23 protein-coding genes are annotated in these 25,307 nt (G+C 38.9%); 10 read left to right on the top strand and 13 right to left on the bottom strand.

From position 1 onward, the window contains the following. Positions 1-40: 40 nt before the first annotated feature. The 9 genes from argF to ACSVDH_RS05875 all read right to left on the bottom strand — a co-directional run bounded on the left by argF (position 41) and on the right by ACSVDH_RS05875 (position 10,929). The gene (argF, locus tag ACSVDH_RS05915; protein ID WP_439248835.1) at positions 41-985 is read right to left on the bottom strand and encodes an ornithine carbamoyltransferase; all 945 of its coding nucleotides are present in this window, start codon (positions 983-985) and stop codon (positions 41-43) included. Next, positions 982-4,071, bottom strand: a complete 3,090-nt coding sequence (gene carB / locus ACSVDH_RS05910; protein ID WP_439248834.1) for a carbamoyl-phosphate synthase (glutamine-hydrolyzing) large subunit — start codon at positions 4,069-4,071, stop codon at positions 982-984. Before carB ends, argF begins: the two co-directional genes overlap by 4 nt. After that, entirely contained in the window at positions 4,064-5,134 is a 1,071-nt protein-coding gene (locus tag ACSVDH_RS05905; protein ID WP_439248833.1) for a carbamoyl phosphate synthase small subunit, read from the bottom strand. The genes carB and ACSVDH_RS05905 overlap by 8 nt, the downstream gene beginning before the upstream one ends. A gap of 128 nt (positions 5,135-5,262) precedes the next feature. Next, positions 5,263-6,417 carry an acetylornithine transaminase gene (gene argD, locus ACSVDH_RS05900; RefSeq protein WP_439248832.1) on the bottom strand — a complete coding sequence of 385 codons (1,155 nt, stop codon included), beginning with the start codon at positions 6,415-6,417 and terminating at the stop codon, positions 5,263-5,265. Next, positions 6,414-7,193: an acetylglutamate kinase gene (gene argB / locus ACSVDH_RS05895; protein ID WP_439248831.1), complete on the bottom strand. Its 780-nt coding sequence runs from the start codon at positions 7,191-7,193 to the stop codon at positions 6,414-6,416. The genes argD and argB overlap by 4 nt, the downstream gene beginning before the upstream one ends. A 10-nt stretch (positions 7,194-7,203) precedes the next feature. Then, a complete protein-coding gene (gene argJ, locus ACSVDH_RS05890; protein WP_439248830.1) occupies positions 7,204-8,436 on the bottom strand; it encodes a bifunctional ornithine acetyltransferase/N-acetylglutamate synthase in 1,233 nt (410 codons plus the stop codon). Between the two features lie 23 nt (positions 8,437-8,459). Continuing rightward, a complete protein-coding gene (gene argC / locus ACSVDH_RS05885) occupies positions 8,460-9,497 on the bottom strand; it encodes an N-acetyl-gamma-glutamyl-phosphate reductase (protein WP_439248829.1) in 1,038 nt (345 codons plus the stop codon). 261 nt (positions 9,498-9,758) lie between these two features. Beyond that, positions 9,759-10,067, bottom strand: coding sequence for a metal-sulfur cluster assembly factor (locus ACSVDH_RS05880; protein WP_439248828.1), 309 nt, complete (start codon positions 10,065-10,067; stop codon positions 9,759-9,761). Between the two features lie 94 nt (positions 10,068-10,161). Beyond that, positions 10,162-10,929 carry a prolyl oligopeptidase family serine peptidase gene (locus tag ACSVDH_RS05875; protein ID WP_439248827.1) on the bottom strand — a complete coding sequence of 256 codons (768 nt, stop codon included), beginning with the start codon at positions 10,927-10,929 and terminating at the stop codon, positions 10,162-10,164. Between the two features lie 284 nt (positions 10,930-11,213). On the opposite strand from ACSVDH_RS05875, the gene ACSVDH_RS05870 reads away from it, so the two are divergent. From ACSVDH_RS05870 to ACSVDH_RS05860, 3 genes are all read left to right on the top strand, one after another. Continuing rightward, positions 11,214-12,026 carry a Cof-type HAD-IIB family hydrolase gene (locus ACSVDH_RS05870; protein WP_439248826.1) on the top strand — a complete coding sequence of 271 codons (813 nt, stop codon included), beginning with the start codon at positions 11,214-11,216 and terminating at the stop codon, positions 12,024-12,026. A 109-nt stretch (positions 12,027-12,135) separates the two neighbouring features. Continuing rightward, positions 12,136-12,285, top strand: coding sequence for a hypothetical protein (locus tag ACSVDH_RS05865; RefSeq protein WP_439248825.1), 150 nt, complete (start codon positions 12,136-12,138; stop codon positions 12,283-12,285). Further along, positions 12,286-12,480, top strand: a complete 195-nt coding sequence (locus ACSVDH_RS05860; protein WP_439248824.1) for a DUF3813 domain-containing protein — start codon at positions 12,286-12,288, stop codon at positions 12,478-12,480. Between the two features lie 49 nt (positions 12,481-12,529). On the opposite strand, the gene ACSVDH_RS05855 is transcribed toward ACSVDH_RS05860, so the two are convergent. Continuing rightward, positions 12,530-13,003 carry a BsuPI-related putative proteinase inhibitor gene (locus tag ACSVDH_RS05855; RefSeq protein ID WP_439248823.1) on the bottom strand — a complete coding sequence of 158 codons (474 nt, stop codon included), beginning with the start codon at positions 13,001-13,003 and terminating at the stop codon, positions 12,530-12,532. Positions 13,004-13,016: 13 nt separating this feature from the next. Next, entirely contained in the window at positions 13,017-13,859 is an 843-nt protein-coding gene (locus ACSVDH_RS05850; protein WP_439248822.1) for a YitT family protein, read from the bottom strand. A gap of 385 nt (positions 13,860-14,244) precedes the next feature. On the opposite strand from ACSVDH_RS05850, the gene ACSVDH_RS05845 reads away from it, so the two are divergent. Next, on the top strand, positions 14,245-15,102 hold the full coding sequence (locus ACSVDH_RS05845) for a DegV family protein (RefSeq protein WP_439248821.1): 858 nt from the start codon (positions 14,245-14,247) through the stop codon (positions 15,100-15,102). Between the two features lie 60 nt (positions 15,103-15,162). Beyond that, positions 15,163-15,294: a DUF3941 domain-containing protein gene (locus ACSVDH_RS05840; RefSeq protein WP_299092676.1), complete on the top strand. Its 132-nt coding sequence runs from the start codon at positions 15,163-15,165 to the stop codon at positions 15,292-15,294. A 68-nt stretch (positions 15,295-15,362) separates the two neighbouring features. On the opposite strand, the gene ACSVDH_RS05835 is transcribed toward ACSVDH_RS05840, so the two are convergent. Both ACSVDH_RS05835 and ACSVDH_RS05830 read right to left on the bottom strand, forming a co-directional pair. Further along, positions 15,363-15,542 (bottom strand): hypothetical protein, encoded by a 180-nt coding sequence (locus ACSVDH_RS05835; protein WP_299092677.1) that lies wholly within the window; start codon positions 15,540-15,542, stop codon positions 15,363-15,365. 169 nt (positions 15,543-15,711) lie between these two features. Next, positions 15,712-16,572, bottom strand: coding sequence for a CvfB family protein (locus ACSVDH_RS05830; RefSeq protein ID WP_439248820.1), 861 nt, complete (start codon positions 16,570-16,572; stop codon positions 15,712-15,714). 162 nt (positions 16,573-16,734) lie between these two features. Between ACSVDH_RS05830 and ACSVDH_RS05825 the strand changes: the two genes are divergently transcribed. The 5 genes from ACSVDH_RS05825 to ACSVDH_RS05805 all read left to right on the top strand — a co-directional run bounded on the left by ACSVDH_RS05825 (position 16,735) and on the right by ACSVDH_RS05805 (position 25,296). Beyond that, positions 16,735-17,226 (top strand): YajQ family cyclic di-GMP-binding protein, encoded by a 492-nt coding sequence (locus tag ACSVDH_RS05825; protein ID WP_439248819.1) that lies wholly within the window; start codon positions 16,735-16,737, stop codon positions 17,224-17,226. 677 nt (positions 17,227-17,903) lie between these two features. Continuing rightward, positions 17,904-19,757 (top strand): bifunctional homocysteine S-methyltransferase/methylenetetrahydrofolate reductase, encoded by a 1,854-nt coding sequence (locus ACSVDH_RS05820; protein WP_439248818.1) that lies wholly within the window; start codon positions 17,904-17,906, stop codon positions 19,755-19,757. Beyond that, positions 19,750-23,172, top strand: coding sequence for a methionine synthase (gene metH / locus ACSVDH_RS05815; RefSeq protein WP_439248817.1), 3,423 nt, complete (start codon positions 19,750-19,752; stop codon positions 23,170-23,172). The genes ACSVDH_RS05820 and metH overlap by 8 nt, the downstream gene beginning before the upstream one ends. Before the next feature lie 315 nt (positions 23,173-23,487). Beyond that, positions 23,488-24,360, top strand: a complete 873-nt coding sequence (locus ACSVDH_RS05810) for an SDR family oxidoreductase (protein WP_439248816.1) — start codon at positions 23,488-23,490, stop codon at positions 24,358-24,360. Between the two features lie 309 nt (positions 24,361-24,669). Further along, positions 24,670-25,296, top strand: a complete 627-nt coding sequence (locus ACSVDH_RS05805; protein WP_299092687.1) for an FMN-dependent NADH-azoreductase — start codon at positions 24,670-24,672, stop codon at positions 25,294-25,296. Positions 25,297-25,307: the final 11 nt, after the last annotated feature.

The following is a 25,307-nucleotide window of genomic DNA, read 5'->3' as shown; positions in this document are numbered from 1 at the left end:
GCGTAATTATGATTACACGCCTTCTTTTCTCTTCTTATTATTAAGCAAGCAATTCCTTCAACAACGCCTTTTGAACATGCAGACGGTTTTCTGCTTGTTCAAATACGGCTGAATGCTCACCATCAATGATGGATGCTGTAACTTCCTCTTCGCGATGTACTGGCAGGCAGTGAAGAAAATGGTAATCTTCTTTTGCATGCTTTACAAGTTCATCATTTACCTGGAAGTCTTTAAATGCGATTAAACGCTCTTGTTGTTCACTTTCCTGACCCATGCTTGCCCATACATCTGTGTATACGATGTCCGCATCTTGAACCGCTTCGACTGGATCATTTGTAATCACAATTTTCGCTCCAGTTTCCTCAGCAATTTTTTGTGCTTTTTCAACAATCTCTTGATTTGGTTCATAGCCTTTAGGACATCCTAATGAAAAGTCCATGCCAACCTTTGCTGCGGCAATCATTAATGAGTGTGCCACATTGTTTCCGTCACCTAAATACGCTGTTTTCACACCAGCAAATTGACCTTTTAAGCGATAGATTGTTTTTAAATCAGCAAGTGCTTGACATGGGTGGAATAAATCTGTTAATCCGTTAATAACCGGAATGCTCGCATGCTTTGCAAGCTCTTCAATTTTATCATGACCAAACGTACGAATCATAATCGCATCAACATACCCTGATAAAACCTTTGCTGTATCAGATACAGGCTCCCCTCTGCCTAATTGAAGGTCCTGGCTGCTTAAAAACAGGGCATGGCCTCCTAATTGAAGCATGCCTGTCTCAAACGATACACGTGTCCGCGTTGATGATTTTTCAAAAATCATGGCAAGTGTCTTGCCCGCTAAAATCGGCTGCAGGGGATTTTCTTCTAATTTAAATGCCTCGTCAATAAGATGAAGAATCTCTTCTTTGCTATAATCAAGCAGTGTCAAAAAGTCTCTTTTGCCTACTGCTGTTTTTTCCTTTAGATTTACATTGCTCATTGTTTAACCACTTCCTTTTTGGTTAGCTCCTGAATCGATAATACATGATCATCGTCTGCAGAAAGTGCTTGTATGCTTGCATAATACGTTGCAAGGTTTGTAAATAGGATCATTCCTTTTTCTAATGCAGCTTGTCGGTCTAATTTTGCCGCTTCACTATCATCTAATGAAACAAAAATTCCTTTCTCCCCTTCAACCCATGCAGCATAATCACTTGTAACCGCCTGAAGACCAGCTTTCTTAGTCGCTTCAATTGCTTCCTCATTTATTGTATCAAAATAAACACTTGTTACTTGTTGCAAATCTTTATAAAAAATCTTTCGATAGACTTTTTCTACATTTTGACCGACACACATGCCTTCTCCCGTTGCCTTCATTTCCGGTCCAAGTGTCAGATCGACATCATGAAGGGCGTGGCTTGAGAATACTGGATATTTAACAGCAACCCAATCGTTTATTTCTGAAGGCTTAATCGCAAGCTCACTTAATGTTTTTCCACATAATAAATACGTAGCATGCTTAATAATCGGGATACTTGTCACCTTACTGATAATTGGTGCTGTTCGGCTTGCACGAGGATTTACCTCAAGCACATAAATTTGCTCATCCTTCACCAAAAATTGAATATTCATGATCCCACGGTAATTCAATTTTTTCACAAGTGCCTTTGCATACCCAGCAATGACCTGCTTATGTTGTTCTGTGAAGCTCTGTGAAGGAAGAATCGCTAAGCTATCACCTGAGTGAACACCTGCAGGCTCAACATGTTCAATATAGGTTGGGATAAACGCTTCTTTCCCATCTGAAATAAGGTCAATTTCACCTTCAACCCCTTGAACAAACTGATCGATTAAAACAGGATAGATCATCGTTGTACTTTCAGCAAGCAATTTTGTTAATATTTCTTCATTATGAACAACGACCATTCCTTTACCACCGATTACATAAGATGGTCTTAACAAAATCGGATAGCCGATTTCACTTGAACCTTGGATTGCTTCCTCGGCATTGTTTGCCGTTAATCCTGCCGCATGTGGTATGGATAGCTCATCTAATAATTGATAGAACTTATCACGGTCTTCAAGCCAGTCAAGTGTTTCAGTATCTGTTCCGAGTAATTTCACACCTGCTGCTTCTAGTTGCTCTGCAAGATTGATCGCTGTTTGACCACCGTATTGAACAATGACTGAATCGATTTGTTCAGATTCAACAATATTTAAAACATGCTCAAGGGTGATCGGTTCAAAATATAAGCGGTCTGCTGTTTCAAAATCGGTACTAACGGTTTCAGGGTTATTGTTGATCATAATGGCTTCATAGCCCAACTGCCTTAAAGCTTTGATCCCGTGGACAGCACTATAATCGAATTCGATTCCTTGACCGATTCGAATTGGGCCAGATCCGATAATTAAAATTCGTTTCTTATCAGAAAGAGCGGGCTGTTCATTTTCCCCAAAGTAAGTGGAATAAAAATAGTTTGTACGAGCTTCAAATTCAGCAGCACATGTATCTACATATTTATAAGCAGCGGTTACTCCACTCTCTAGTCGAAGCGCTCTTACCTCTGCTTCAGGTGCTTGAATCAAAGATGCGATTGTTCGATCAGAAAAGCCTTTTTCTTTTACTTTAGTTAATAAGTCAGCATCTAACGTAGCAATCGTTTGCTGTTTCAATTGCTGCTCAAGGTCGACAATCTTTTTAAAGCAAGACAAGAAATATAGATCCATTTCTGTCATTGCATGTATTTCTTCAATCGCCATTCCTTTTCTAATCAATTCCATCACAGCAAAGAATCTGCGGTCATCTGTTTTATTCATTACCGCTGTAAGTTCATCGATTGATAAGTCCTTGAACTCTGGTAAATGTGTCCCGATATTATCTAGCTCAAGTGAATCACAAGCCTTTTGCAGCGCAGCCTCTAAATTGCGCTCAATCGCCATTACTTCACCGGTTGCTTTCATTTTCGTACCAAGCTTGCGGTCAGCTTTATTGAATTTATCGAACGGCCATCTTGGGAATTTTACGACAACATAGTCAAGTGCCGGCTCAAAGCTCGCATACGTACTCATTGTTAATGGATTTTTCAATTCATCCAATGTATAGCCAACTGCCAGCTTTGCAGCAATTTTCGCAATCGGATAGCCTGTAGCTTTTGATGCTAGAGCAGAAGACCTGCTGACCCGTGGATTAACTTCAATAACATAGTATTGCTTGCTTTTAGTGTCCAAAGCTAATTGAATGTTACATCCACCGACCACACCAAGAGCTGAAACGATTTTTACTGCAGCCGTTCTGAGCATATGATAATCTTGATCAGTCAAGGTTTGAGATGGTGCAACAACAATCGAATCCCCTGTATGCACACCAACTGGATCAATGTTTTCCATGTTACATACAGAAATACATGTTCCCTTATAATCACGGATCATCTCATATTCAACTTCTTTAAAGCCTGCAATACTTTTCTCGATTAAACATTGGGTAATCGGACTTGCCTGCAAGCCGCTTTTTACTAATTTTTTGAATTCCTCGGGATTATTAGCGATCCCGCCGCCTTTACCGCCTAATGTGTAGGCTGGGCGAATGATGATCGGAAATCCAATTTTATTGGAAAATTCCAAAGCTTCCTCTAATGTAGTCACAATTGAGCTTTCTGGTATTGGTTCATTTAAATCATACATTAACTGGCGGAACTCGTTTCGGTCTTCCCCTTTGCGAATCGATTCAATCGAGGTACCGAGCAATTTGACTCCGTATTTTTCCAACACTCCTGCTTCATGAAGCTCCATCGCTAAATTAAGTCCTGTTTGGCCGCCTAATGATGCAAGTAAGCCATCAGGTCTTTCTTTTTCAATAATCTTTGTAACACTTTCAACCGTTAAAGGTTCAAAGTAAAGAACATCTGAAAATTCTTCATCTGTCATAATGGTTGCAGGATTGTTGTTAACTAATACAACTGTATAGCCTTCTTCTTTTAAGGCTAAGCAGCCCTGTGTTCCGGCATAATCAAATTCTGCCGCCTGGCCAATAACAATTGGCCCAGAACCGATGACAACGATTTTTTTAATTGATTTGTTTTTAGACATAAAGTATTTCTCCTTTTGCTGCAGCGACTAAATCTAAAAATTCATCAAAAATCCATTCACTATCCGAAGGTCCTGGATGTGCTTCCGGATGAAATTGTGCTGTTAAAATTGGTAATGTAGAATGCGATAATCCTTCGATTGAATCATCATTAATATGATAAAAACGCTTTGTTAAATTTGTGTCTTTTAAACTCTCACCGACCACAACATAGCTGTGATTTTGTGAGGTGATAAAAACTTTTTTCGTTTTCGTATCATAAACCGGCTGGTTTGCCCCTCTATGACCGAACAATAGTTTTTTTGTTTTTGCCCCAAAGGAAAGAGCGATCAATTGATGACCTAAACAAATTCCGAGAGTTGGGTATGCAGAAACAACTTCTTTAATTTGTGAAAAATAGCTTAAAAGCTGCTCCGGGTCCCCTGGTCCATTTGATAATAGGACACCATCTGGCTTTAATTTTGTGACTTGATCCATCATTTTAAATGGAACGGTTGTTACCTTACAGCCTCTATTAAGCAATGAAGTAAGGATCGATTTTTTATAGCCAAAATCAATTAATGCAATATGCTTTTCACCATTTCCATAGGTTTGCATTTGTGTTGACGCTACTTCAAACACACCATCTTCGTAGATTTCACAAGGCTTGCTTTCTTTGTTTTGCACCTGAGAAATTGTTGCAGCCATTGAACCGTGGTTGCGGATCTTTTTCACAATCGCCCGTGTATCAATGTGATGAATGATTGGAATATTCCACTTTTGCAAATATTCCTTGAAGCTATACTTTGCTTCAAAGTGAGAATAATTGTCTGTACATTCATACATGACCACTGCTTTTACCTGCGGTTGTTTACTTTCATCATCACTGATGTTTATCCCGTAGTTTCCAATTAGCGGATACGTAAAGACCACAATTTGATTTTTATAAGAAGGGTCTGTTAACACTTCCTGATACCCTGTCATCCCTGTAAAAAATACAATTTCTCCGTTTATATCCTGTGAAGAACCATGTTCCAGCTCACCGGTATATACTGAACCATCCTCTAAATGGAGATATCCTTTCATCTGTTTGCACCTCTCGTTTGTCTTAATTGATCCTTCTAAACGTATGCTCCTCATAGTTGTAAACCTATTTGGATATTTATTAAACACTGAGTATTTTTATTCAATCACCTGTAAAAAAAATGCTCAAATTAATGAGCGATAGCTGTTTGCTGAGAAAAAGCTTTATCAATGATTTCAATTGCCTTATCAATTTCTTCATATGAAACGGTTAAAGGCGGGATCAGACGGATGACATTTGGACCTGCAGCAATGACGAGCAAATGATGTTCTCTTAACTGATCAATCATAGCTCCAGCCTGTTTCTTACATTCTATCCCAATTAATAGCCCTTTTCCACGTATTTCTTTTACAAGTGGATGATTTCCTATTATTCTATTCAGCTTATTCACTAGATAGTCGCTTTTTTCATTCACTTCTTTTAGAAAATCATCATTGAAAATTTTTGCTAGAGTTGCCTTTGCTGCTGCCATTGCAATTGGATTACCGCCAAAAGTGGAACCATGGCTCCCTGCTTGAAAGGCTTCGATAAGCGATGCTTTACCAATCATGGCTCCGACAGGCAATCCATTTCCCAACCCCTTAGCAGATGTTATGATATCAGGGGAAATCCCGTAATGTTGGTAGCCAAAAGCCTTGCCTGTTCGGCCAATTCCTGTTTGGATTTCATCGATGATGAGTAAAGCACCAATACGCTTGCATGTTTCCGCAACTTTTTCAATAAATTCCTGTTGTGCTGGAATAACTCCGCCTTCTCCCTGAACAACCTCAAGCATAATGGCTGCCACATCATCCTCTAACTCCTCTAGTGCAGCTGCATCATTGTAAGGAAGATAGGTAAATGTTTGAAGAAGCGGTCCAAAGCCTTGCTGAATTTTTTCCTGACCTGTTGCAGACATCGTTGCAAATGTTCGGCCATGGAAGGATTGAAGGAACGTCACGATTTTCGATTTGCCTGTATGCTTTCTGGCAAGTTTTATCGCAGCTTCGTTTGCTTCTGCACCACTATTACAAAAGAAAACAGCATCTCCATCACTATTCTCAACGAGAACCTTCGCAACATCCTCTTGAATCGGCTGATGAAACATATTGGACGTATGCCAGTATTTTGCGAGCTGATCATGAACAGCCTGGATAATTTCCTCATTTGCATGACCTAAATTACATACAGCAATCCCTGAGACAAAATCTAAATATTTAGTGCCATTTTCATCAGTAATCCATGTGCCTTTTGCTTCTTTTACGGTAACATTCCATCTTGCATAGGTCGGAAATAAATAACTCATGACAAAACCTCCTTCTCGCTTACAATTTTAGTTCCCTTAAATTGGTCATCCTCGATAAATGCTTGCTGTCCACTGACAATCATGACCTCTTTACATACATCTGATAAGGTTGCAGCAGCAGATTGCACCTTTGGAATCATGCCGCCAGTAATGACTTCGTTGTTAATCAGTGTCTCGATTTCAGATGGCGTAATTTTATCAATCAACTGCTTCTCTCCGTCCAAAATTCCCGGTACATCTGTTACGAATAAAAACTTTTCAGCTCCTAAAGCATAGGCAATTGCTGCTGCAGCTAAGTCTGCATTGACATTTAGAGTCTCATTTGTCACAGTCCGTGCAAGTGGCGCCATCACAGGTATATACCCATTTTCCATTAGCAATGAAACAATGGAGGTATCGACAGTTGTCACTTTACCAACTAAGCCTAATGTTTCTTTATTTAAATAATCAGCTTGTAAAGTCCTCCCATCACTACCTGATATTCCAATTGCTTTAAGTTCTTTTTGTTGTAACAGGTTTGTCAGCTGTTTATTAATCTTGCCTGCTAAAACCATTTCAGCAACTGCCAAAACAGCTTCTGTTGTTTTACGTTGCCCGCCTACGAACTCTGTCTCAATATTTAAAGCTTTCAGCATATTTGTGATATCTGGTCCGCCGCCATGGACAATCATGACCTTCCAGTTGTTCTCAACTAATGCATGTAAACTTTGAAAAAATGATTCTGACAATTGGTTTACTGTGCTTCCGCCACATTTTAATACGACTGTTTTTGACATTTTGATCTCCTTATGTTCTGTAACTTGCGTTTATTTTCACGTAATCATAGGTTAAATCACAGCCCCAAGCTTTGCCCGCTTCCTCTCCAACGCCTAGGTTAACTGAAATTTTCACTTGATCCTTTTTTAAGTATTCACTTGCTTCTTCCTCTGAAAAGAGTTGTGGGCTATTATTTGTAAATAAGCAAAGATCCCCTAGATAAATATCGATGTTTTCCGGCTCGACTGCTGCTTCACTATAGCCGACTGCGCAAATAATTCTTCCCCAGTTTGCATCAGCACCATACACAGCTGTTTTTACCAGGCTTGAGCCAACGATTTTCTTCGCAACAAGATTTGCTTCCTGCTTCGTTTTCGCTCCTGTCACTTCAACCTCAATCAGCTTTGTTGCCCCTTCGCCATCTTTGGCAATCTGTTTGGCAAGCTCTTCACTAACCATTTGAAAGGCAGCTTTAAAATCATTCCACTGCGGATGGTTTTCATTTAATTGCTCATTTCCTGCTTGACCATTTGCGAGTACAAGCACCATATCATTTGTTGAAGTATCGCCGTCCACTGTAATTTGGTTATATGTTTTATCAGTAATTTCTTTTAAGGCACCTTGCAAAGATGCTGAATCGATATTCGCATCAGTTGTCACAAAGGCAAGCATTGTCGCCATGTTTGGGTGAATCATGCCCGAACCCTTTGCAGCTCCGCCGATCGTCACCTTTTTCCCGTCAATCATCACTTCATAGCATGATGTTTTCATGACTAAATCTGTTGTAAGAATTGCTTGTTGGAATTCAACAGCCGCTTCCTTTGTCGCCTCTGGCTTTAATTGGTCGATCCCTTGGCGAATTTTATCCATTTTTAAAAATTCGCCGATAACACCCGTTGAAGCAACAGCTACATAGTGATTTTCAATCTGAAACAACTTCGCTGTTCGGTCTCTCATCTCGTATGCATCTTGAAGACCTTGTTCACCTGTACATGCATTGGCATTCGCACTGTTCACGATAATGGCTTGCAGGAGACCTTCCTTTGCAATACTTTCTTGTGTTACCTTTAATGGTGCTGCCTGAAAGTGACTTTGAGTATAAACTGCCGCACAATTAGCAGGAACTTCACTATAAATAACGCCTATATCATTTTTCGAATATCTTAATCCCGCGTGAACACCATCGGCTGAAAATCCTTTCGGTGTAACGACAGATCCATCTTCAATTTTTGTATAGCAAGGGGTTTCCTCTGTTTGTAACACTGCTTTTTCCTCCCTGGTTGTCATTATGGATAAATTGGTGCATGGAATAATCCGGTTGTTTCGTCAAATCCGTTCATAAGATTGAAGTTTTGTACCGCCTGACCTGCCGCACCCTTCATTAAATTATCAATGACCGATACAATCGTCACACGATTTGTACGCTCATCTATTTTTATACCTATATCGCAAAAGTTTGAACCGTAAACTTCTTTTGTTGATGGAAACTCGTTTTGCTTCCGAATGCGGACAAATGGAGAGTCCGCATAAAATTCTTTATATAAATCTAGTAATTTTTCCGTTGTATACGTATCTGTTAAACTAGCATAAATCGTTGACATAATTCCTCGTGTCATCGGAATTAAGTGTGTGCTAAAGGAAATATAAGAAACCGCGTCATTTAATGCGTGAAGCGCTTGTTCAATTTCCGGTACATGCTGATGCTCATGAACTTTATAGATCTTTACATTTTCGTTTACTTCAGAAAAATGAGTTGCTTGTGATGCATTACGTCCTGCACCTGAAACGCCTGTTTTTGCATCAACTATAATGGACTGCTCATGAATTCGTTTTTCCCGGACAACTGGTGCTAGACCTAATATCGTTGCAGTTGGAAAACATCCTGGATTTGCGAGTAAATCAGCCTTTGTTATGTCCGCTTTATTTAATTCGGAAAGACCGTATACAGCTTTCTCTAGAACATCTTCAGCTACACATTCACGTTTATACCACTTTTCATATTCGCTCTTATTTTTTAACCTTAAGTCCCCAGACAAATCGATGATCTTTACATCTGATCCAATAAATTGCGGTGATAAGGTTCTGGATACACCTGGCGGGGTCGCAAGAAATAAAACCTTTACGTTGTTTTTTATTTCATCCACGTCAATATTATTTAGTATATGGCTGCTTAAATCCGTTAAATGCGGAAACGAATGAATATATGGAACATCCATTTCAGAGGATGAATATAATATACACTCCTCAACATATGGATGATTAGACAAGATACGATATAGTTCGACTCCACCATAACCGGTAGCCCCGACAATTCCGACTTTCACCAAATCACCTTCTCTTGTTAAGTTCGATATCTTCTAAATTATTTCTCATTATAAATATGTATAAAAATAAAATCAAGCGTATAAAAAATATTTTTATGAATTTTTCAAAAAAATCCTTTAAAGATAGGATAAAGAACAATTTTTTCTCCCTGTATGCCAATTTATATATATGCATTGATTTGCATAAAAGAAGATCATTCTATTCGAATTTAAATAAAAAAACACCAGTGAAGTATGTTTCCACTGATGTTTTGTATTATCTTATTGAATGCCTAAAGCAATTTTTGCAATTCTGGACATTCTATCCTTTGTCCATGGAGGACTCCAAACGATATTGACTTCAACTTCCTTTACTTCCGGGATATCATAAAGAGCATTTTTCACTTGCTCAACAATCGTGCCTGCTAAAGGACAGCCCATTGATGTTAAAGTCATCTTAACCTCTGTTTTCCCTTGTTCATCCATATCAACGTCGTATACAAGTCCAAGATTGACGATATCAACGCCTAGCTCCGGATCGACAACCGTTTCAAGTGCTCCAAGTATATTTTCCTTTAATGCTTCATCCATGTTTACCGCTCCTCTCTTAAGATCGTACATCAAGTATAGTAAAGAAACCTCATGATTAAAAGGTAAATGCCTCTTGAATCCTGATTTGAGAAAACTACAAATAACGGTCAAACCATTCCACCAACGCTAAAACCCCTTTGCGGGAAACCTTATGATCTGCTAACGGATCGGCAATAAACTTTAAATTTTCAGGTGTTTTTTCATACATCGTAATGATATCCTTGTAAAATTGAAAGGTAGGCGCAAATGGAACAACTTGATCTTGTTCCCCATGCCAAAATAATAATGACCGGTTTTGCAGCTTTTCTTTATGAAGGCTTAAATCATATGGCTCTAAAAGCGAAAGCTGTTCTGCAATTTCTTCCTTTGATAAAGGCAATTCCACTCCATTTTTCTCTAAAGTCGCTAACTGGTCCTTTAAAAGAAATGTATAACAAGGGCTGCCCATAAGACTTACTGCTGCTTTGATCCAATCATATTGAGTTAAAGCACCTAAGGTAGTAATTCCTCCCATAGAGGTACCCGCTACCCCAATTCGTTGATTGTCAATCAACCCGCAATCCTCAAAATGCTCTTTAAGTATGTTAATTTCTTTTATTTCATTTAAAACGATTTTCCAAAACCTCATGCTTAATTCCTTTGTATCATGCTGTTTGCTTCGTTCACCATGATACATTGCTTCAGGGAGTACCACTCTGACTCCTTTTTCAGCTAAATAATAAGCATAATGCAAATTGTTTTCCTTCGCACTCGTAAAGCCATGGACAAAAATAACAAAAGGAGTTTTTTTATCCTTATCTGAATGATTTACAATATGTAGTAGTGGAATGTCTGCTACATTCATTTTTTCAATAATTACCAAGCTAAAACGCGCCTCCCTACTATTTTGCCTCTAATTCATTGTAACATGTAGACATGAAACTTGGAAAAAAGATACACTATTACTAAAGCGCAAGCGCCTTGATCAACCTCGGGCAAATAAGCCACTCATGAATAGAAGGTGTACTTTACCTTCAATTCATGAGTGACTAGACCCTAGAGGGGCTAGGCGCTGGAGCTGGACGTCAAAAACTTAAACAATTTACAATAACAGTTTGATTTCACAAAAGAAAAAACAAAATCTGTCGAAGATAAAAAGGAGACTGTATGGAAACAAAACCCTTCTTAATTGCTTTAGACTTAGACGGCACTCTTTTAAAGGACGATAAGACGATTTCACCGGATTCAAAGGAAGTTATTCAAAAGGCCATGGCAGCTGGGCATATCGTCTGTATTGCGACAGGAAGACCCTTTCGATCAAGCTCCATTTATTACGATGAATTACAACTTACAACCCCGATTGTTAATTTTAATGGGGCATTTGTCCATCATCCTCAAAACGATGAGTGGGGAACCTATCATACAACACTTGAACTGAAGGTTGTAAAAGAAATCATTGACGCAGCAGAAAAGCATCGTATACATAATATGCTCGCTGAAATAGTGGATGATGTGTATTTCCATTATCATGATGAAAAGCTTTTGGATATCTTTAGCATGGGAAATCCTAAGGTTAAAATTGGGGACTTGCGAGAAAGCCTTGGAGATGATGTGACAAGCATCCTCATTCATGCTGATGAAAAGGATGTTGAAAAAATTAGAACCTATTTATCAGATGTGCATGCAGAAATTGTTGATCATAGAAGATGGGCAGCACCATGGCATGTTATAGAAATCATAAAGGCAGGAATTAATAAAGCGGTTGGCTTACAAAAGATTGCAGCCTATTATAACATTCCGGCGGAGAGAATTATTGCTTTCGGAGACGAGGACAATGACTTTGAAATGATTCAATATGCCGGACATGGAGTGGCTATGGGAAATGCAATTGATGACCTTAAAGCGATTGCTAACCATGTTACTAAGTCAAATGAAGAGGATGGAATTGCCCATTATTTAAAAGATGTTTTATCCCTTTAAACAGCGGTGTCAACGCAGATACAATTTGCCATTTATATATCCTTTCATTTCGTACAAAATAATATGGACGTTGAATCAACGTCACCATTTATAAAGGGGGGCTTTATCAATGGGTAAACGTAACAAGTCTAGACGTTTTGTTCAACAAGGCAAAGATACAGTTACTAAGCACGATGAGAGGTTCCCTTACCATACAACTTTATCAGAAGCCGAAGAACGTAATGCAAATAAAGCGATTGATACCCTTGGAGGGATATAAATGGGCAACCAATTGTTTCAACAAGCTCGAGAATCTGTTGCATATGCAGCTTCTATTGCAAGTGGAGCCGCTCAAGGTGATAAATACGAAGCGATCTTAAAAGCAAAAAATGCGTTATCCTCCGCGTATATGAATTGCACAGACGCAGAACGAGCCCAATTGCGAGAGTTTCAAAAAACAATTGATTCTATTTAGATCACTAAAGGTCTGACCCTTCTTAAATGAAAGGAGCAGACCTTTAGGTTTATTCAGGTATTTGAAATGATACTTTCTCAACAAGTTTTTCTTCATTGCGAGCTAAAATAGTTATTTCAGCCTCGTATTCACCAGGTTTTATCCCTTGACCTGTAAACTTCCATGCTTCATTCCATTTCATGCTCTCTTCCGGTTTTATAAGAGCATACTCCATTACCTGAGCAAACATTTTCCCTTGAGAATAACGATACACTTCTTGTTGATTTGCATCCCTGACGATGATTTCATACTTTTGGCTTGTAGAAAATTCAAGTTTTTTCGTCTCTGTTGAATGATTTGTGATCGTCAGCAAAAATTCGACTTGATCTGAAAAAGGATTTACGTCAACTTCAAAATCGAGCTCTTTTTTCTCCACTTCTTCCTCCCCTTCTTCAACAATGGTATTTGCAGAATTTTCATTTCCATTTGCACAGCCTAGTAATAACAAAAGCATCATTCCGAAAGCCAAAAACGACCTTCCCATTCCATTCACCTCATTAATCCTTCCTGAAGAAGCCCATTATTCCTGTTGTTTGAATAATATTTGTAAACGCATTTGGATCTACTTGCTTAATAATTCTCTCTAAATCATACAATTCATAACGAGTTATGACAATAATTAACATATCCTTTGGTTCGTTTGTAAAGCCTCCTTTAGCAGGAAGGGTGGTAATCCCTCTAACTAACTTGGCATGGATTGCCTTTTTAAGCTCATCCGCTTTTTTTGTTACAATCATCGCAGTAAGCTTAACATGTCTCGTATGGATTGTATCAATAACTCTTGTTGTTACATAAAGGGTCACAAGGGTATATAAGGCTTTTTCCCACCCATACAACAAACCGGCTGTTAAAATAATGATGGCATTTAATATAAAAAAGTAAGTACCTACAGGCTTATCCTTCATTCTGGAAAGAATCATTGCGATAATATCCAGTCCACCAGTGGAAGCACCAAATTTCAAGGTAATCCCCACACCAATTGCAAGAATGACACCCCCAAACACAGCATTAAGGATGATGTCTTCAGATAAAGATTCAATTGGAATAAACTCTAAAAATACAGTTGTCGCTGCTACGCTTAAAAAGCTATATAGTGTAAAGGATTTCCCTACCTTTTTCCACCCTAAAAAGGCAACCGGAATATTCAATAGTAATAATAGAATACCTGTGGAAAGATAAAAAGGAGTATATTGCTCAATTACGCTGGACAAAAGTTGAGAGACTCCTGTAAAACCGCTTGAATATACATTTGCCGGAATTAAAAACAAATTCAACGCAATTGCATTTAATAATGCTCCAATAAGGACAACAATTATTTTTTTGACTTCACCTTTTACCATGAATAAATTTCCCTCCTTGCATTCAAAATGCCTTACCCTTGTTGTTCCCATTTTTATAAGAAATGAATACAAAGATTGTATTTTAAACGGGGCATGATAAACTTAAGAAAAGCGCAAGGCGCTTAGCATTCGGCGACAAGCATAAGTCAAATAGGAATAGAAGGTGTTCTTTACCTTCAGTTCCTATTTGACTAGACCCTAGAGCCGATGGCGCCTGGAGCTAGACACGAAAACTAAGTACAAAATTTTATTTCTTAAACTTAAGAAAAGCGCCAACGAAAGCAACAATCTTTTAGAAAAAAGCATTAAATTAAAACGACATCTTACATACTATAAATTTTTTCACAATTATGAGAACAAAAATCTACTCAAATGAGGTGTTTGAATGAATGTACACATCATAGCCGATAGTGCGTGTGATTTACCGATCAACTATTTTGAAGAACATTCCATTTCATTTCTTCCACTCAGTGTAGAAATGAATGGAGAACAGCTCGCAGATCAAAAAGAAATAAAACCTAAGCAGCTTTATGATGCTATGAGAGAAGGAACAGTTGTCAAAACATCACAGGCATCCCCGCTTAGTTTAAAGGAACTATTTACCAGCTTAGCAACCACAGGAATTCCAAGCCTTTATGTGGCATTTTCCTCAGAGCTTTCTGGCACATATCAAACGGCGATGATGATGCGCAATGAGGTGCTGGAAGAATATCCTGACTTCCATTTATCAATTGTTGATTCAAAGTGTGCTTCACTTGGGCATGGTCTTGCTGTTAAATATGCAAAAGAGTTATCTGAAAAAGGGCAATCTTTAAGCGAAATCGAAACAGCCGTTACAAGCTACTGTTCAAAAATGGAGCATATCTTTACAGTTGATGATTTAGAATATTTAGCACGCGGAGGAAGAATCAGCAAAACATCTGCCTTTGTTGGAGGTCTTTTAAATATAAAGCCGTTGCTTCATGTGGAGAACGGAAAGCTTGTTCCGCTTGAAAAAATTCGCGGCCGCAAAAAGGTATTCAAACGGATGATTGAAATCATGAGAGAACGGGGCGTGAACCTGCAAAATCAAACAATAGCAATTAGCCATGGTGATGACGAAAAAGCCGCAAATGAATTGAAGGAAATGATTGAAGAAGCATTCTCACCAAAGGAAATCTACATCAATTACGTTGGAGCAGTTGTTGGTGCACATGCAGGTCCCGGCACGCTTGCGGTCTTCTTCTTAAATGATGAACTATAATACATAGTTCTTCCTTATATGGGCATGATAAGGCTACATTCGTTTGAAAGGAGCTTTATCATGCCACACACTAGTGACAACGACAAAAAGGCAAAAGATAATAATGCGAAACGTCACGAAAAAAATATGATGCGCGAAAAAAACCGCCAAGCAGGCGAACATCAATATTCTAAGAGAACGGATCATAAATAATAGTAAAGAGGATGTCTCACTCTGAACTCTTCAGTGGAGTTTTGAGACATCCTCTTTTTAATCCTGCTTTATTTTTCTGGACTCACATAAATGGTTAGGCAATTCATTTGCAGATCCATCCTGCCATAATGATAAACCTGATTACCGTGCAAAAAATAGTTTTGATCTTTTAAATTTTTATATTGTTCCCTAGTTAAGACTAATTCGTTATGTACACCATTTTCGACTGCCAGAACCTTTATTTCCATCCCCATACCAAATCCTTTTACCTGTTATATTGGTACTTTTAACCTATTCATTCTTTTAAAAATAGTATATTTTGTAGGACATAAAATCGTCAAGATCTTTGATTAAAGTCTTTTCTATATTCCACAATTGGTAACTGTCCCCCGCTTAGCCTCAACCCACCTCACAACCTTATTGGTCGTTGTTTTCTTTAAAGTATGTCCAGCCATCCTGCTGATAGACTCTGCCATGTTTCATTAAGTGGCCTAAAGCACGTTTAAATGCTCCCTTACTTAGTCCAAATCGTTCCTTAATATCGTCTGGATCACTTTTATCTGTATAAGGCATGGCACCGCCTCTTTCCTGCATATATCCATAGATTCTTTCAGCATCACCGCTTAACGCTTCATGCTTACGTGGTAGTAAGCTAACATTAACCGTTCCATCCTCTTTCACATCGATCACTCGTCCCGTAACTGTCTCGCCTAAACGAGGTTCAATTGTCCTTTGTGATGAATGGATAAACCCTTTATATCCTTCTTCTGTTAAAATAAATGAACCTGCAACAATCATACGGTAGACCGTGCCTGTTACTTCTTTATTAAATATTGAACGATCAGCTTTTTTACTTAGCGGGACGACAATCTCCTCAGTTGCAAGTCGTGCAAAAAATCGGCCATTTCCTGAAACCTTTAATGTACAGTAAAGGTTATCACCTGGCTTTGGCCATACCTCACGTAAATAAGGGAGATGATCTTTGGCCACAAGGGCATCCTTGCTTAAGCCAATATCGACAAATGCCCCGAATTCCTCGACAACATCCACTACCGTTACCCAAGCATATGTATCCTCTGTTATAAGCGGCTTTTTCATCGTGGCAGCTAAGCGGTCCTGTGCATCTAATACGAAAAAGACCTCAACCTCTTCACCTACTTCAATTTCCCCGACCACTTCATTATGATGTAAAAGCACACGCTCTTTTCCATCCGTTAAAAAATAACCAAAGTCGACCTTCTCATCTATTGTTAATGTTGCAAAAGTACCTGGCATCATCTTTATATCGATCCTTTCATCTTTAAGTAAAACGTAACTTAATCTCTCATCTTAATTATATCCATTACAGAACACAAGTCTCGTTTTGGATTGTAAAAAGTTGTGATCATTGTCTTATTTTACTATAATCTAACCATATTATATACATAATGGAGGATGAATATGGCGAAAGATAGTTCATTTGATATTGTATCCAAAGTCGAGTTTCCTGAAGTTTCAAATGCAATCAATATTGCAATGAAAGAAATTGCTACGCGCTATGATTTTAAAGGAAGTAAAAGCAATATTACATTAGAGAAAGAAGAACTTATTTTAGTTTCTGATGATGAGTACAAGCTTGAGCAATTAAAAGATGTTTTAATCTCAAAGCTAATCAAGCGAAATGTCCCAATAAAAAACATTTCATACAAAAAAATCGAGAATGCATCAGGCGGAACTGTTCGTCAAAGAGCTGAACTAGTTTCAGGCATTGACAAAGAAAACGCGAAAAAAATAAATACTATCATTAAAAATACAGGATTAAAAGTCAAATCACAAATCCAAGATGATCAAATCCGTGTGACCGGAAAAAGCAGAGACGACCTCCAGCAAGTCATTGCCGCAATCAAAGGAGCCGACCTGCCAATTGATGTACAGTTTATTAATTACCGATAAGTAAAGACTGATTTTTACAATGGCAGTATCACAGCATGTGAGCTGCCTTTTTCTAACACAAATACTACTATTCCACCTTTTCCCATCTGTATTTTTCAATAAAAAATCATTTAACTATTGATATTTTTCGCAATATTAGATAAATTAGTTGTAACACTTTTCAAGATATTAAAGTAAATATGTTAATTTCATATCTTATCAAGAGAAGCTGAGGGACTGGCCCAATGAAGCTTCAGCAACCGGTCAACAACGAGTGAAGATCTCAGGATTCGGTGATTGTCTCAAAGTTCGAAAATAACCCTAAGTTGTTTTCTTTCAGCACCGAAAAATAATAAAAATGAATCGAACAAAACGCACTTGTTTGTTCGAAGCATTTTTTATTATTTTTCACAAGGATTGCTAACCAAGCCGCTGGCAAGCGTAAGCTTGCCGGTGCTGAAAGAAAACAAACAAAACTAAGATTGGGTCATTTCTTTCAACTTTCCAAAACAATCAACTTTTCACCCTCCTAAGATCTTCCGAGTGCCAAGGTGCTAATTCCAGCTAAGCATGTAAAATGCTTGAAAGATAAGGGGAAGCTTTGAATCATTCAGTCTTCTGCTTAAGAAGGCTTTTTTTATTAGAGATCGATTCATCTATTTCCTCGCCACTTTATTAAATAGATCGGAGGCTTTTCAATGAGCTTTTTGGAAGACTTACAGAAAAAGATTTTAATTGGAGACGGAGCAATGGGAACAATGCTTTATACCCACGGTGTCGATCGCTGCTTTGAAGAATTAAATCTTTCAAAGCCTGAGGACGTGCTGCGTGTTCATCAAGCCTATATTCAAGCTGGTGCAGATGTCATTCAAACGAACACATATGGAGCAAATGATATTAAACTCTCACGTTACGGCTTAGAAGATGACATTAGACAAATTAACAAGCAAGCAGTAGAAATCGCAAAACGGGCAGCAGCACCTTCAACATATGTCTTTGGCACAATCGGCGGCATTCGTACCTTTAAGAAGAGCGCACATACTCTAGAAGAAATTAAGCGAAACTTCAGAGAACAGCTTTTTATTCTCTTAAATGAAGATGTCGACGGGATTTTATTAGAAACCTACTATGATTTAGAAGAAATGAAAACGGTCCTGCAAATCGCAAAAAAGGAAACAAACAAACCGATCATTGCCAATGTATCCCTTCATGAAGCGGGTGTCCTTCAAGATGGAACATCCGTAACAAATGCCTTTTCCCTTCTAGAGGAGCTTGGTGCAAATGTCATTGGCTTAAACTGTCATTTAGGGCCATATCATATGATTCAATCTCTTGAAGAAGTACCGCTTCTGGGTCATGCCTATTTATCAGTGTTTCCAAACAGCAGCCTGCCTGCCTTTAATGAAGGACGTCTAGTCTATGAATCTGATGAAGGTTATTTTAAAGAGAGTGCACAAAAGTTTAGAGAGCAAGGAGTTCGTTTAATAGGCGGATGCTGCGGTACAACCCCAAAGCATATTCAAGCAATGGCTGAGGCAGTTTCCCATTTAGCTCCTGTTACTGAAAAAAAGGTGAAAACTCCAAAGCAACAGCAAGAAACGATTGTTACAAAAAATAGTGAAGCACTTCCGCCTCTGCAAGAAATGGTTAAGCAAAAACGTTCTGTCATTGTTGAGCTTGATCCGCCGAAAAAGCTTGGGATGAATGTATTCCTTGAAGGCGCCCAAGCATTGCAAAATGCTGGGATCGATGCCTTAACCCTTGCTGATAACTCGCTTGCCTCTCCTCGGATAAGCAATTTGGCTGCTGGAATATTAGCAAAAGAAAAAACCGGTGGAAGAATGCTGATTCATATTACATGTCGTGACCGCAACCTAATTGGACTACAATCTCATTTAATGGGCTTGCATTCTTTAGGATTAACAGACGTATTAGCAATAACCGGGGACCCTTCGAAAATCGGTGATTTCCCTGGAGCAACATCTGTTTATGATTTATCATCATTTGATTTAATCAGTTTAATTAAACAATTTAATGAGGGTGTTTCTTATTCTGGAAAACCATTAGGAGCGAAAACAAATTTCTCAGTTGCCGCTGCTTTTAATCCAAATGTACGCCACTTAGACAAAGCAGTTGTAAGGCTTGAAAAGAAAATTGCCCATGGTGCAGATTATTTTATCTCACAGCCGCTATATTCAAATCAGCAAATCATTGATGTTTATGAAGCGACACGCGAGTTGAAGGCACCGATCTATATTGGCATCATGCCGTTAACTTCAAGTCGTAACGCTGAATTTATTCATAATGAAATTCCGGGCATTAAATTATCAGATTCCATTCGCGAAAAAATGGCTGCTGCAGGAACGGATAAAGAAAAAGCACGTCAAGAAGGCCTTGCCATTGCCAAGGATTTGATTGATACAGCATTTGATTTATTCAATGGCATTTATTTAATTACTCCATTCCTACAATACGACCTTACAGTGGAGCTTACAAATTACATCCATGAAAAGGAAAAACAACTGGCTGAAAGGAAGATTACACATGTGTAGCATCAGGGATGAACTAAAGAAACGAATCCTTGTACTTGACGGTGCAATGGGTACAATGATTCAAGCTGCCAATCTCACACCTGCTGATTTTGGCGGAGAAGAATATGAAGGCTGTAATGAATATTTAACATTAACAGCTCCAACAACAATCGAAAAAATCCATGAAGCCTACCTCGAAGCAGGCTCAGATATTATTTCCACAAACACATTCGGTGCTACCGGTTTAGTCTTAGACGAATATGAATTAGGCTCACTGGCTCTCGAGCTTAATATTGAATCAGCGAAACTTGCAAAAAAAGCCGCTGAAAAATACTCAACACCCGAGAAACCGAGATTTGTTGCCGGTGCAATGGGTCCAACAACAAAAACATTATCTGTTACAGGTGGTACAACCTTTGATACATTGGTCGATAACTACGAGGAACAAGCCAGAGGATTAATCATTGGCGGAGCAGATGTTCTTCTCCTTGAAACAAGCCAGGATATGCTAAATGTAAAAGCTGGTTTTATCGGGATCCAAAAGGCTTTTGAACAAACAGGGAAAGAACTTCCGCTTATGGTATCTGGAACAATTGAACCGATGGGAACAACATTAGCCGGTCAAGATATTGAAGCATTTTATATCTCCTTAGAGCATATGAAGCCAATTTCTGTTGGTCTAAACTGTGCAACAGGTCCTGAATTTATGACAGACCATATTCGAACGCTTTCTGGATTGGCTAGCACAGCTGTAAGCTGCTATCCAAATGCAGGGCTGCCTGATGAAGAAGGCAACTACCATGAATCACCTGAATCACTTGCGAAAAAGCTTGTTGGCTTTGCTGAACAAGGCTGGTTGAATCTTGTTGGCGGCTGCTGTGGTACAACACCTGAGCACATTAAAGCCATTTCAGAAGCCGTTTCTGCTATTCCTCCACGCAGCATTGAGGAGGTTTCAAACGGTCATACTGTTTCAGGTATTGATGCGCTTCTTTATGAAGAAGGAATGCGTCCATTATTTGTTGGAGAACGGACAAATGTCATCGGCTCTCGTAAATTCAAACGATTAATTGCCGAACAAAAATTTGAAGAAGCTTCAGAGATTGCCAGAGCACAGGTGAAAAATGGAGCACATGTTATCGATATCTGCTTGGCAGACCCAGATCGCGATGAAATGGAAGACATGGAAGCATTCATTAAAGAGGTTGTAAAAAAAGTAAAGGCACCGCTTGTGATTGACTCAACAGATGAAAAAGTAATCGAACGAGCTTTAAAGTACTCGCAAGGAAAAGCGATTATCAACTCGATTAACCTTGAAGATGGAGAAGAACGGTTTGATGCAATTGTCCCGCTTGTTAAAAAATATGGCGGTGCATTAGTTGTTGGGACGATTGATGAAGACGGCATGGCCTTAACTGCTGAAAAGAAGCTTGAAGTAGCGATTCGCTCACATGACCTTCTTGTTAAAAAACATGGCTTAAAAGCTAGTGATTTAATATTCGACCCGCTCGTATTTCCGGTCGGAACTGGTGATGAACAGTATATTGGTTCTGCAAATGAAACGGTGCGCGGCATTCAGCTTATTAAGGAACGCTTGCCGGAATGCTTAACCATCCTAGGAGTTAGTAACGTATCCTTCGGTCTTCCGCCTGTTGGACGCGAGGTATTAAATGCCGTTTATTTATACCACTGTACACAAGCAGGTCTTGACTATGCGATTGTTAACACAGAAAAACTAGAACGATTTGCCTCCATTCCTAAAGAGGAAATTCAGATGGCTGAAGATCTATTGTTTAAAACAACAGATGAAACATTAGCAACGTTTACGAACTTCTATCGCGGCAAGAAAAAAGAGGACAAAAAGCCTGTTCAAAATCTTACCTTAGAAGAACGGCTTGCCAATTATATCGTAGAAGGAACGAAAGAAGGACTTATTCCCGATTTAGAATTGGCACTTAAAAAATATCCTGATCCTCTATCGATCATTAATGGACCACTTATGGCCGGAATGGCTGAGGTTGGTGCGTTATTTAATGACAATCAATTAATTGTTGCCGAAGTACTGCAAAGTGCTGAAGTCATGAAAGCATCGGTGTCCTTTTTAGAGCAATTTATGGAGAAAAAAGATGATAGCGGAAAAGGGAAAATACTTCTTGCAACCGTAAAAGGTGATGTTCACGATATCGGAAAAAACCTTGTAGATATTATTTTAAGCAATAACGGCTATAAGGTTATCGACCTTGGCATTAAGGTTACACCTCAAACCCTAATCCAAGCAGTAAAGGATGAAAAGCCTGATTTAATTGGGTTATCAGGTCTTTTAGTAAAATCCGCCCAGCAAATGGTGATTACCGCTCAAGACTTGCAGGAAGCAAATTGCAATCTGCCAATTTTAGTCGGCGGTGCTGCCCTTTCAAGGAAATTTACAAAAATGAAAATAGCACCACAATATAAGGGCCCTGTTGTATATGCGAAGGATGCGATGGATGGTTTATCGTTAGCGAATCAATTACGAACGACACCAGAGCTATTCGCTGAAAAAGAAGCTGCTGTAACAGAAGAAGCCAAACCAAAGGCAGCACAAACAAAAGCAGTTACCGAGCTCTTAGAAAAACGCGGGAACCTAAGCGAAGCACCAATCTTCACGCCTGTTGATACGAAGCGTCACATTTTGAAGGATATTGACCTAACGCAAATTATCCCGTATGTGAACATGCAAATGTTAATTGGCCACCACCTTGGATTAAAAGGAAAGGTCAAGGAATTGGTGAAAAAGAAGGATCCAAAAGCGGTGGAATTAGTCGAGTTAATCAAGGAATTGCTGAAGGATGGTGCAAAAAAGCAGTGGTTTAAGCCAGCTGCTGCTTATCAATTTTTCCCATCTTATAGCGAAGGGAACAAATTGCATATACTTGATCCAAATGATACGACGACCATACTGCAAACATTTGATTTTCCTAGACAGGAAAAGATGCCATATCGTTGTATTTCAGACTATGTTCGTCCTAAACAGGATGATGATTTTGATTATGTTGCAATGTTTGCTGTTACAGCTGGAAGCCAAATTCGCGAGCTGGCACAAGGCTTTAAAGAACAAGGTGATTATCTAAAGAGCCATGCCGTTCAAGCCCTTGCCTTGGAGCTTGCTGAAGGATTAGCAGAGAGAACGCATCAACTCATTCGTGACCGTTGGGGCTTCCCTGACGCACCTGACTTCACAATGGATCAACGCTTCTCTGCCAAATATCAGGGACAACGATATTCATTCGGTTACCCTGCATGTCCGGACCTAGAGGATCAAGAAAAACTCTTTAACCTATTGCGCCCGGAAGATATCGGCATTCAATTAACAGAAGGCTTTATGATGGAGCCTGAAGCCTCTGTTACAGCGATTGTTGTTTCACATCCAGACGCGAAATATTTTAATGTTATGTAATTCATGATGAAGAGCCCTGAAGCCTGTTGCTTCAGAGCTCTTTTTTTGAGGTGCGAATTACGGAGGAACTGTGCTCATACGAGAAGAAGGATTTTTTCTTTACATCCTAACTAAGAGTTGATGAAGGGACTTTTCCTTGACTCTCTTCCCCTTCTTGTCCTTCATACCCGGAATGATAGCCTTCCTCATTTAAATGGAAAATTCAGGTTTAACCTCCTAGCCATACGGGAATATCAAAACCACTCCAGAAAAACATACTTTCATCCATTTTTTCACATACTACAAAAATCGAATTCCATTTAGGAGGTAATTAATTTGAGTAGCAATCAAAATCAACCAAAACAAACGATGCCGCCACAGCATCAAAATGTGCAGCCAGGTCATGAGGATATTATGAATCCAGCACCTGCATTTGAGGATAAAACCTATATTGGCAGCGGAAAGCTGAAAAACAAGGTAGCAATTATTACTGGAGGAGACAGCGGAATCGGACGAGCTGTTGCCGTCTTTTTCGCCAAAGAAGGTGCAGATGTTGTGATTTCCTATTTAAATGAACAAAAGGATGCAGAGGAAACAAAACAACATGTCGAGGAACATGGACAAAAATGCTTACTCGTTTCAGGGGATATTGGAGATGAATTAGTTTGCCAGCAAATTGTGTCAGAGGCAGTCAATGCTTTTGGAAAAATCGATATTTTAGTAAACAATGCTGCTGAACAGCATCCGCAAAAAGGTATTGAACATATCACAAGCGAGCAACTTGAACGAACATTCCGAACAAATATTTTCTCTTTCTTCTATTTAACGAAAGCTGCTCTTCCCCATTTAAAGGGCGGCAGTGCGATTATTAACACATCATCGATTACTGCTTATGCTGGAAATGAGCAGCTAATTGATTATTCAGCAACTAAAGGAGCGATTACAACCTTTACTAGATCCTTATCCCTTTCTTTAGCGGGCAAAGGGATCCGTGTAAATGCTGTTGCACCAGGTCCAATTTGGACTCCATTAATTCCGTCAACCTTCCCGGCAGATCAAGTTGCCACATTTGGAGCTGATACACCAATGAAACGACCAGGTCAGCCGGAAGAATTAGCACCAGCATATGTGTTCCTAGCTAGCGATGATTCGTCATATATGTCTGGACAAACCCTTCATGTAAATGGCGGGAAGGTTATTAACGGGTAGAGAAAGATGACAAGTGGCTGTTTCAAAAAGATATAATCATTTTGAAACAGCCTTTCCCCTCTTAAATAAAACTACACCAAAAGACTTACGACAAAATCAGGAAGAAACATCCTCCGTTAAAATGATTACGTCCCTTCGCTTTTCAAATAAACTATACGTTAGAAACACCTAAGTTTAATCATTTGACTTTAGGAATGATATTTTTTAAATTTAAATAGTATGTATAGCAACCTTTTTGTTATGATTTTAAAAAAATCGTGTAGAGGGGAATCAAAGTTGCTATAACAACTAAAAACTGGAGGAAGATGTATGTCAAACGTATTATTTATTAAAGCAAATTCACGCCCTGCGGCACAGGCGGTTAGTGTCCAATTATATGATGCTTTCTTGCAAAGCTACAAAGAGTCACATGCTGAAGATACAATCATGGAGCTTGATTTATTCGAAGAGAATTTACCATATTACAGCACGGATATGATTAACGGCATGTTTAAGTTAGGAAAGGGGCTCGAGTTGACTCCAGAGGAACAAGCCGCAACAAAAACGGTTAAAAAATATTTGGATCAGTTTCTTGCAGCAGATAAAATTGTCATTGCCTTCCCGCTTTGGAACTTTACTGTTCCTGCTGTACTGCATACCTACATGGATTATCTTGCTCAAGCTGGTACTTCATTCAAATATACGCCGGAAGGGCCAGTCGGGTTACTTTCTGATAAAAAAGTTGCTCTCCTTAATGCTCGAGGTGGCGTCTATTCTGAAGGGCCTGCTGCTTCAAAAGAAATGGCTGTTAACTATGTAACTACGATTCTAGATTTCTTTGGTATTAAAGATGTGACCAGCATCATTATTGAAGGGCATAATCAAAACCCGGACAAAGCAAATGAAATCATTGAAAACGGACTTAGAGAAGCAGCAACTGCGGCAAATACATTTTAATGTTCGTTTCT

Source organism: Metabacillus sp. Hm71 (genome assembly GCF_051842955.2).
GTDB lineage: Bacteria > Bacillota > Bacilli > Bacillales > Bacillaceae > Metabacillus.
The sequence above is the reverse complement of the archived record's forward strand: the minus strand, read 5'-3'. Positions and strand labels throughout refer to the sequence as shown.

What these genes read in the sequence shown, in the direction of transcription:
- argF (WP_439248835.1), bottom strand. Translation starts at nt 985, where the DNA reads ATGAGCAATGTAAATCTAAAGGAAAAAACAGCAGTAGGCAAAAGAGAC.
- carB (WP_439248834.1), bottom strand. Translation starts at nt 4,071, where the DNA reads ATGTCTAAAAACAAATCAATTAAAAAAATCGTTGTCATCGGTTCTGGG.
- ACSVDH_RS05905 (WP_439248833.1), bottom strand. Translation starts at nt 5,134, where the DNA reads ATGAAAGGATATCTCCATTTAGAGGATGGTTCAGTATATACCGGTGAG.
- argD (WP_439248832.1), bottom strand. Translation starts at nt 6,417, where the DNA reads ATGAGTTATTTATTTCCGACCTATGCAAGATGGAATGTTACCGTAAAA.
- argB (WP_439248831.1), bottom strand. Translation starts at nt 7,193, where the DNA reads ATGTCAAAAACAGTCGTATTAAAATGTGGCGGAAGCACAGTAAACCAA.
- ACSVDH_RS05880 (WP_439248828.1), bottom strand. Translation starts at nt 10,067, where the DNA reads ATGGATGAAGCATTAAAGGAAAATATACTTGGAGCACTTGAAACGGTT.
- ACSVDH_RS05870 (WP_439248826.1), top strand. Translation starts at nt 11,214, where the DNA reads ATGGAAACAAAACCCTTCTTAATTGCTTTAGACTTAGACGGCACTCTT.
- ACSVDH_RS05865 (WP_439248825.1), top strand. Translation starts at nt 12,136, where the DNA reads ATGGGTAAACGTAACAAGTCTAGACGTTTTGTTCAACAAGGCAAAGAT.
- ACSVDH_RS05860 (WP_439248824.1), top strand. Translation starts at nt 12,286, where the DNA reads ATGGGCAACCAATTGTTTCAACAAGCTCGAGAATCTGTTGCATATGCA.
- ACSVDH_RS05855 (WP_439248823.1), bottom strand. Translation starts at nt 13,003, where the DNA reads ATGGGAAGGTCGTTTTTGGCTTTCGGAATGATGCTTTTGTTATTACTA.
- ACSVDH_RS05850 (WP_439248822.1), bottom strand. Translation starts at nt 13,859, where the DNA reads ATGGTAAAAGGTGAAGTCAAAAAAATAATTGTTGTCCTTATTGGAGCA.
- ACSVDH_RS05845 (WP_439248821.1), top strand. Translation starts at nt 14,245, where the DNA reads ATGAATGTACACATCATAGCCGATAGTGCGTGTGATTTACCGATCAAC.
- ACSVDH_RS05840 (WP_299092676.1), top strand. Translation starts at nt 15,163, where the DNA reads ATGCCACACACTAGTGACAACGACAAAAAGGCAAAAGATAATAATGCG.
- ACSVDH_RS05835 (WP_299092677.1), bottom strand. Translation starts at nt 15,542, where the DNA reads ATGGAAATAAAGGTTCTGGCAGTCGAAAATGGTGTACATAACGAATTA.
- ACSVDH_RS05830 (WP_439248820.1), bottom strand. Translation starts at nt 16,572, where the DNA reads ATGATGCCAGGTACTTTTGCAACATTAACAATAGATGAGAAGGTCGAC.
- ACSVDH_RS05825 (WP_439248819.1), top strand. Translation starts at nt 16,735, where the DNA reads ATGGCGAAAGATAGTTCATTTGATATTGTATCCAAAGTCGAGTTTCCT.
- ACSVDH_RS05820 (WP_439248818.1), top strand. Translation starts at nt 17,904, where the DNA reads ATGAGCTTTTTGGAAGACTTACAGAAAAAGATTTTAATTGGAGACGGA.
- metH (WP_439248817.1), top strand. Translation starts at nt 19,750, where the DNA reads ATGTGTAGCATCAGGGATGAACTAAAGAAACGAATCCTTGTACTTGAC.
- ACSVDH_RS05805 (WP_299092687.1), top strand. Translation starts at nt 24,670, where the DNA reads ATGTCAAACGTATTATTTATTAAAGCAAATTCACGCCCTGCGGCACAG.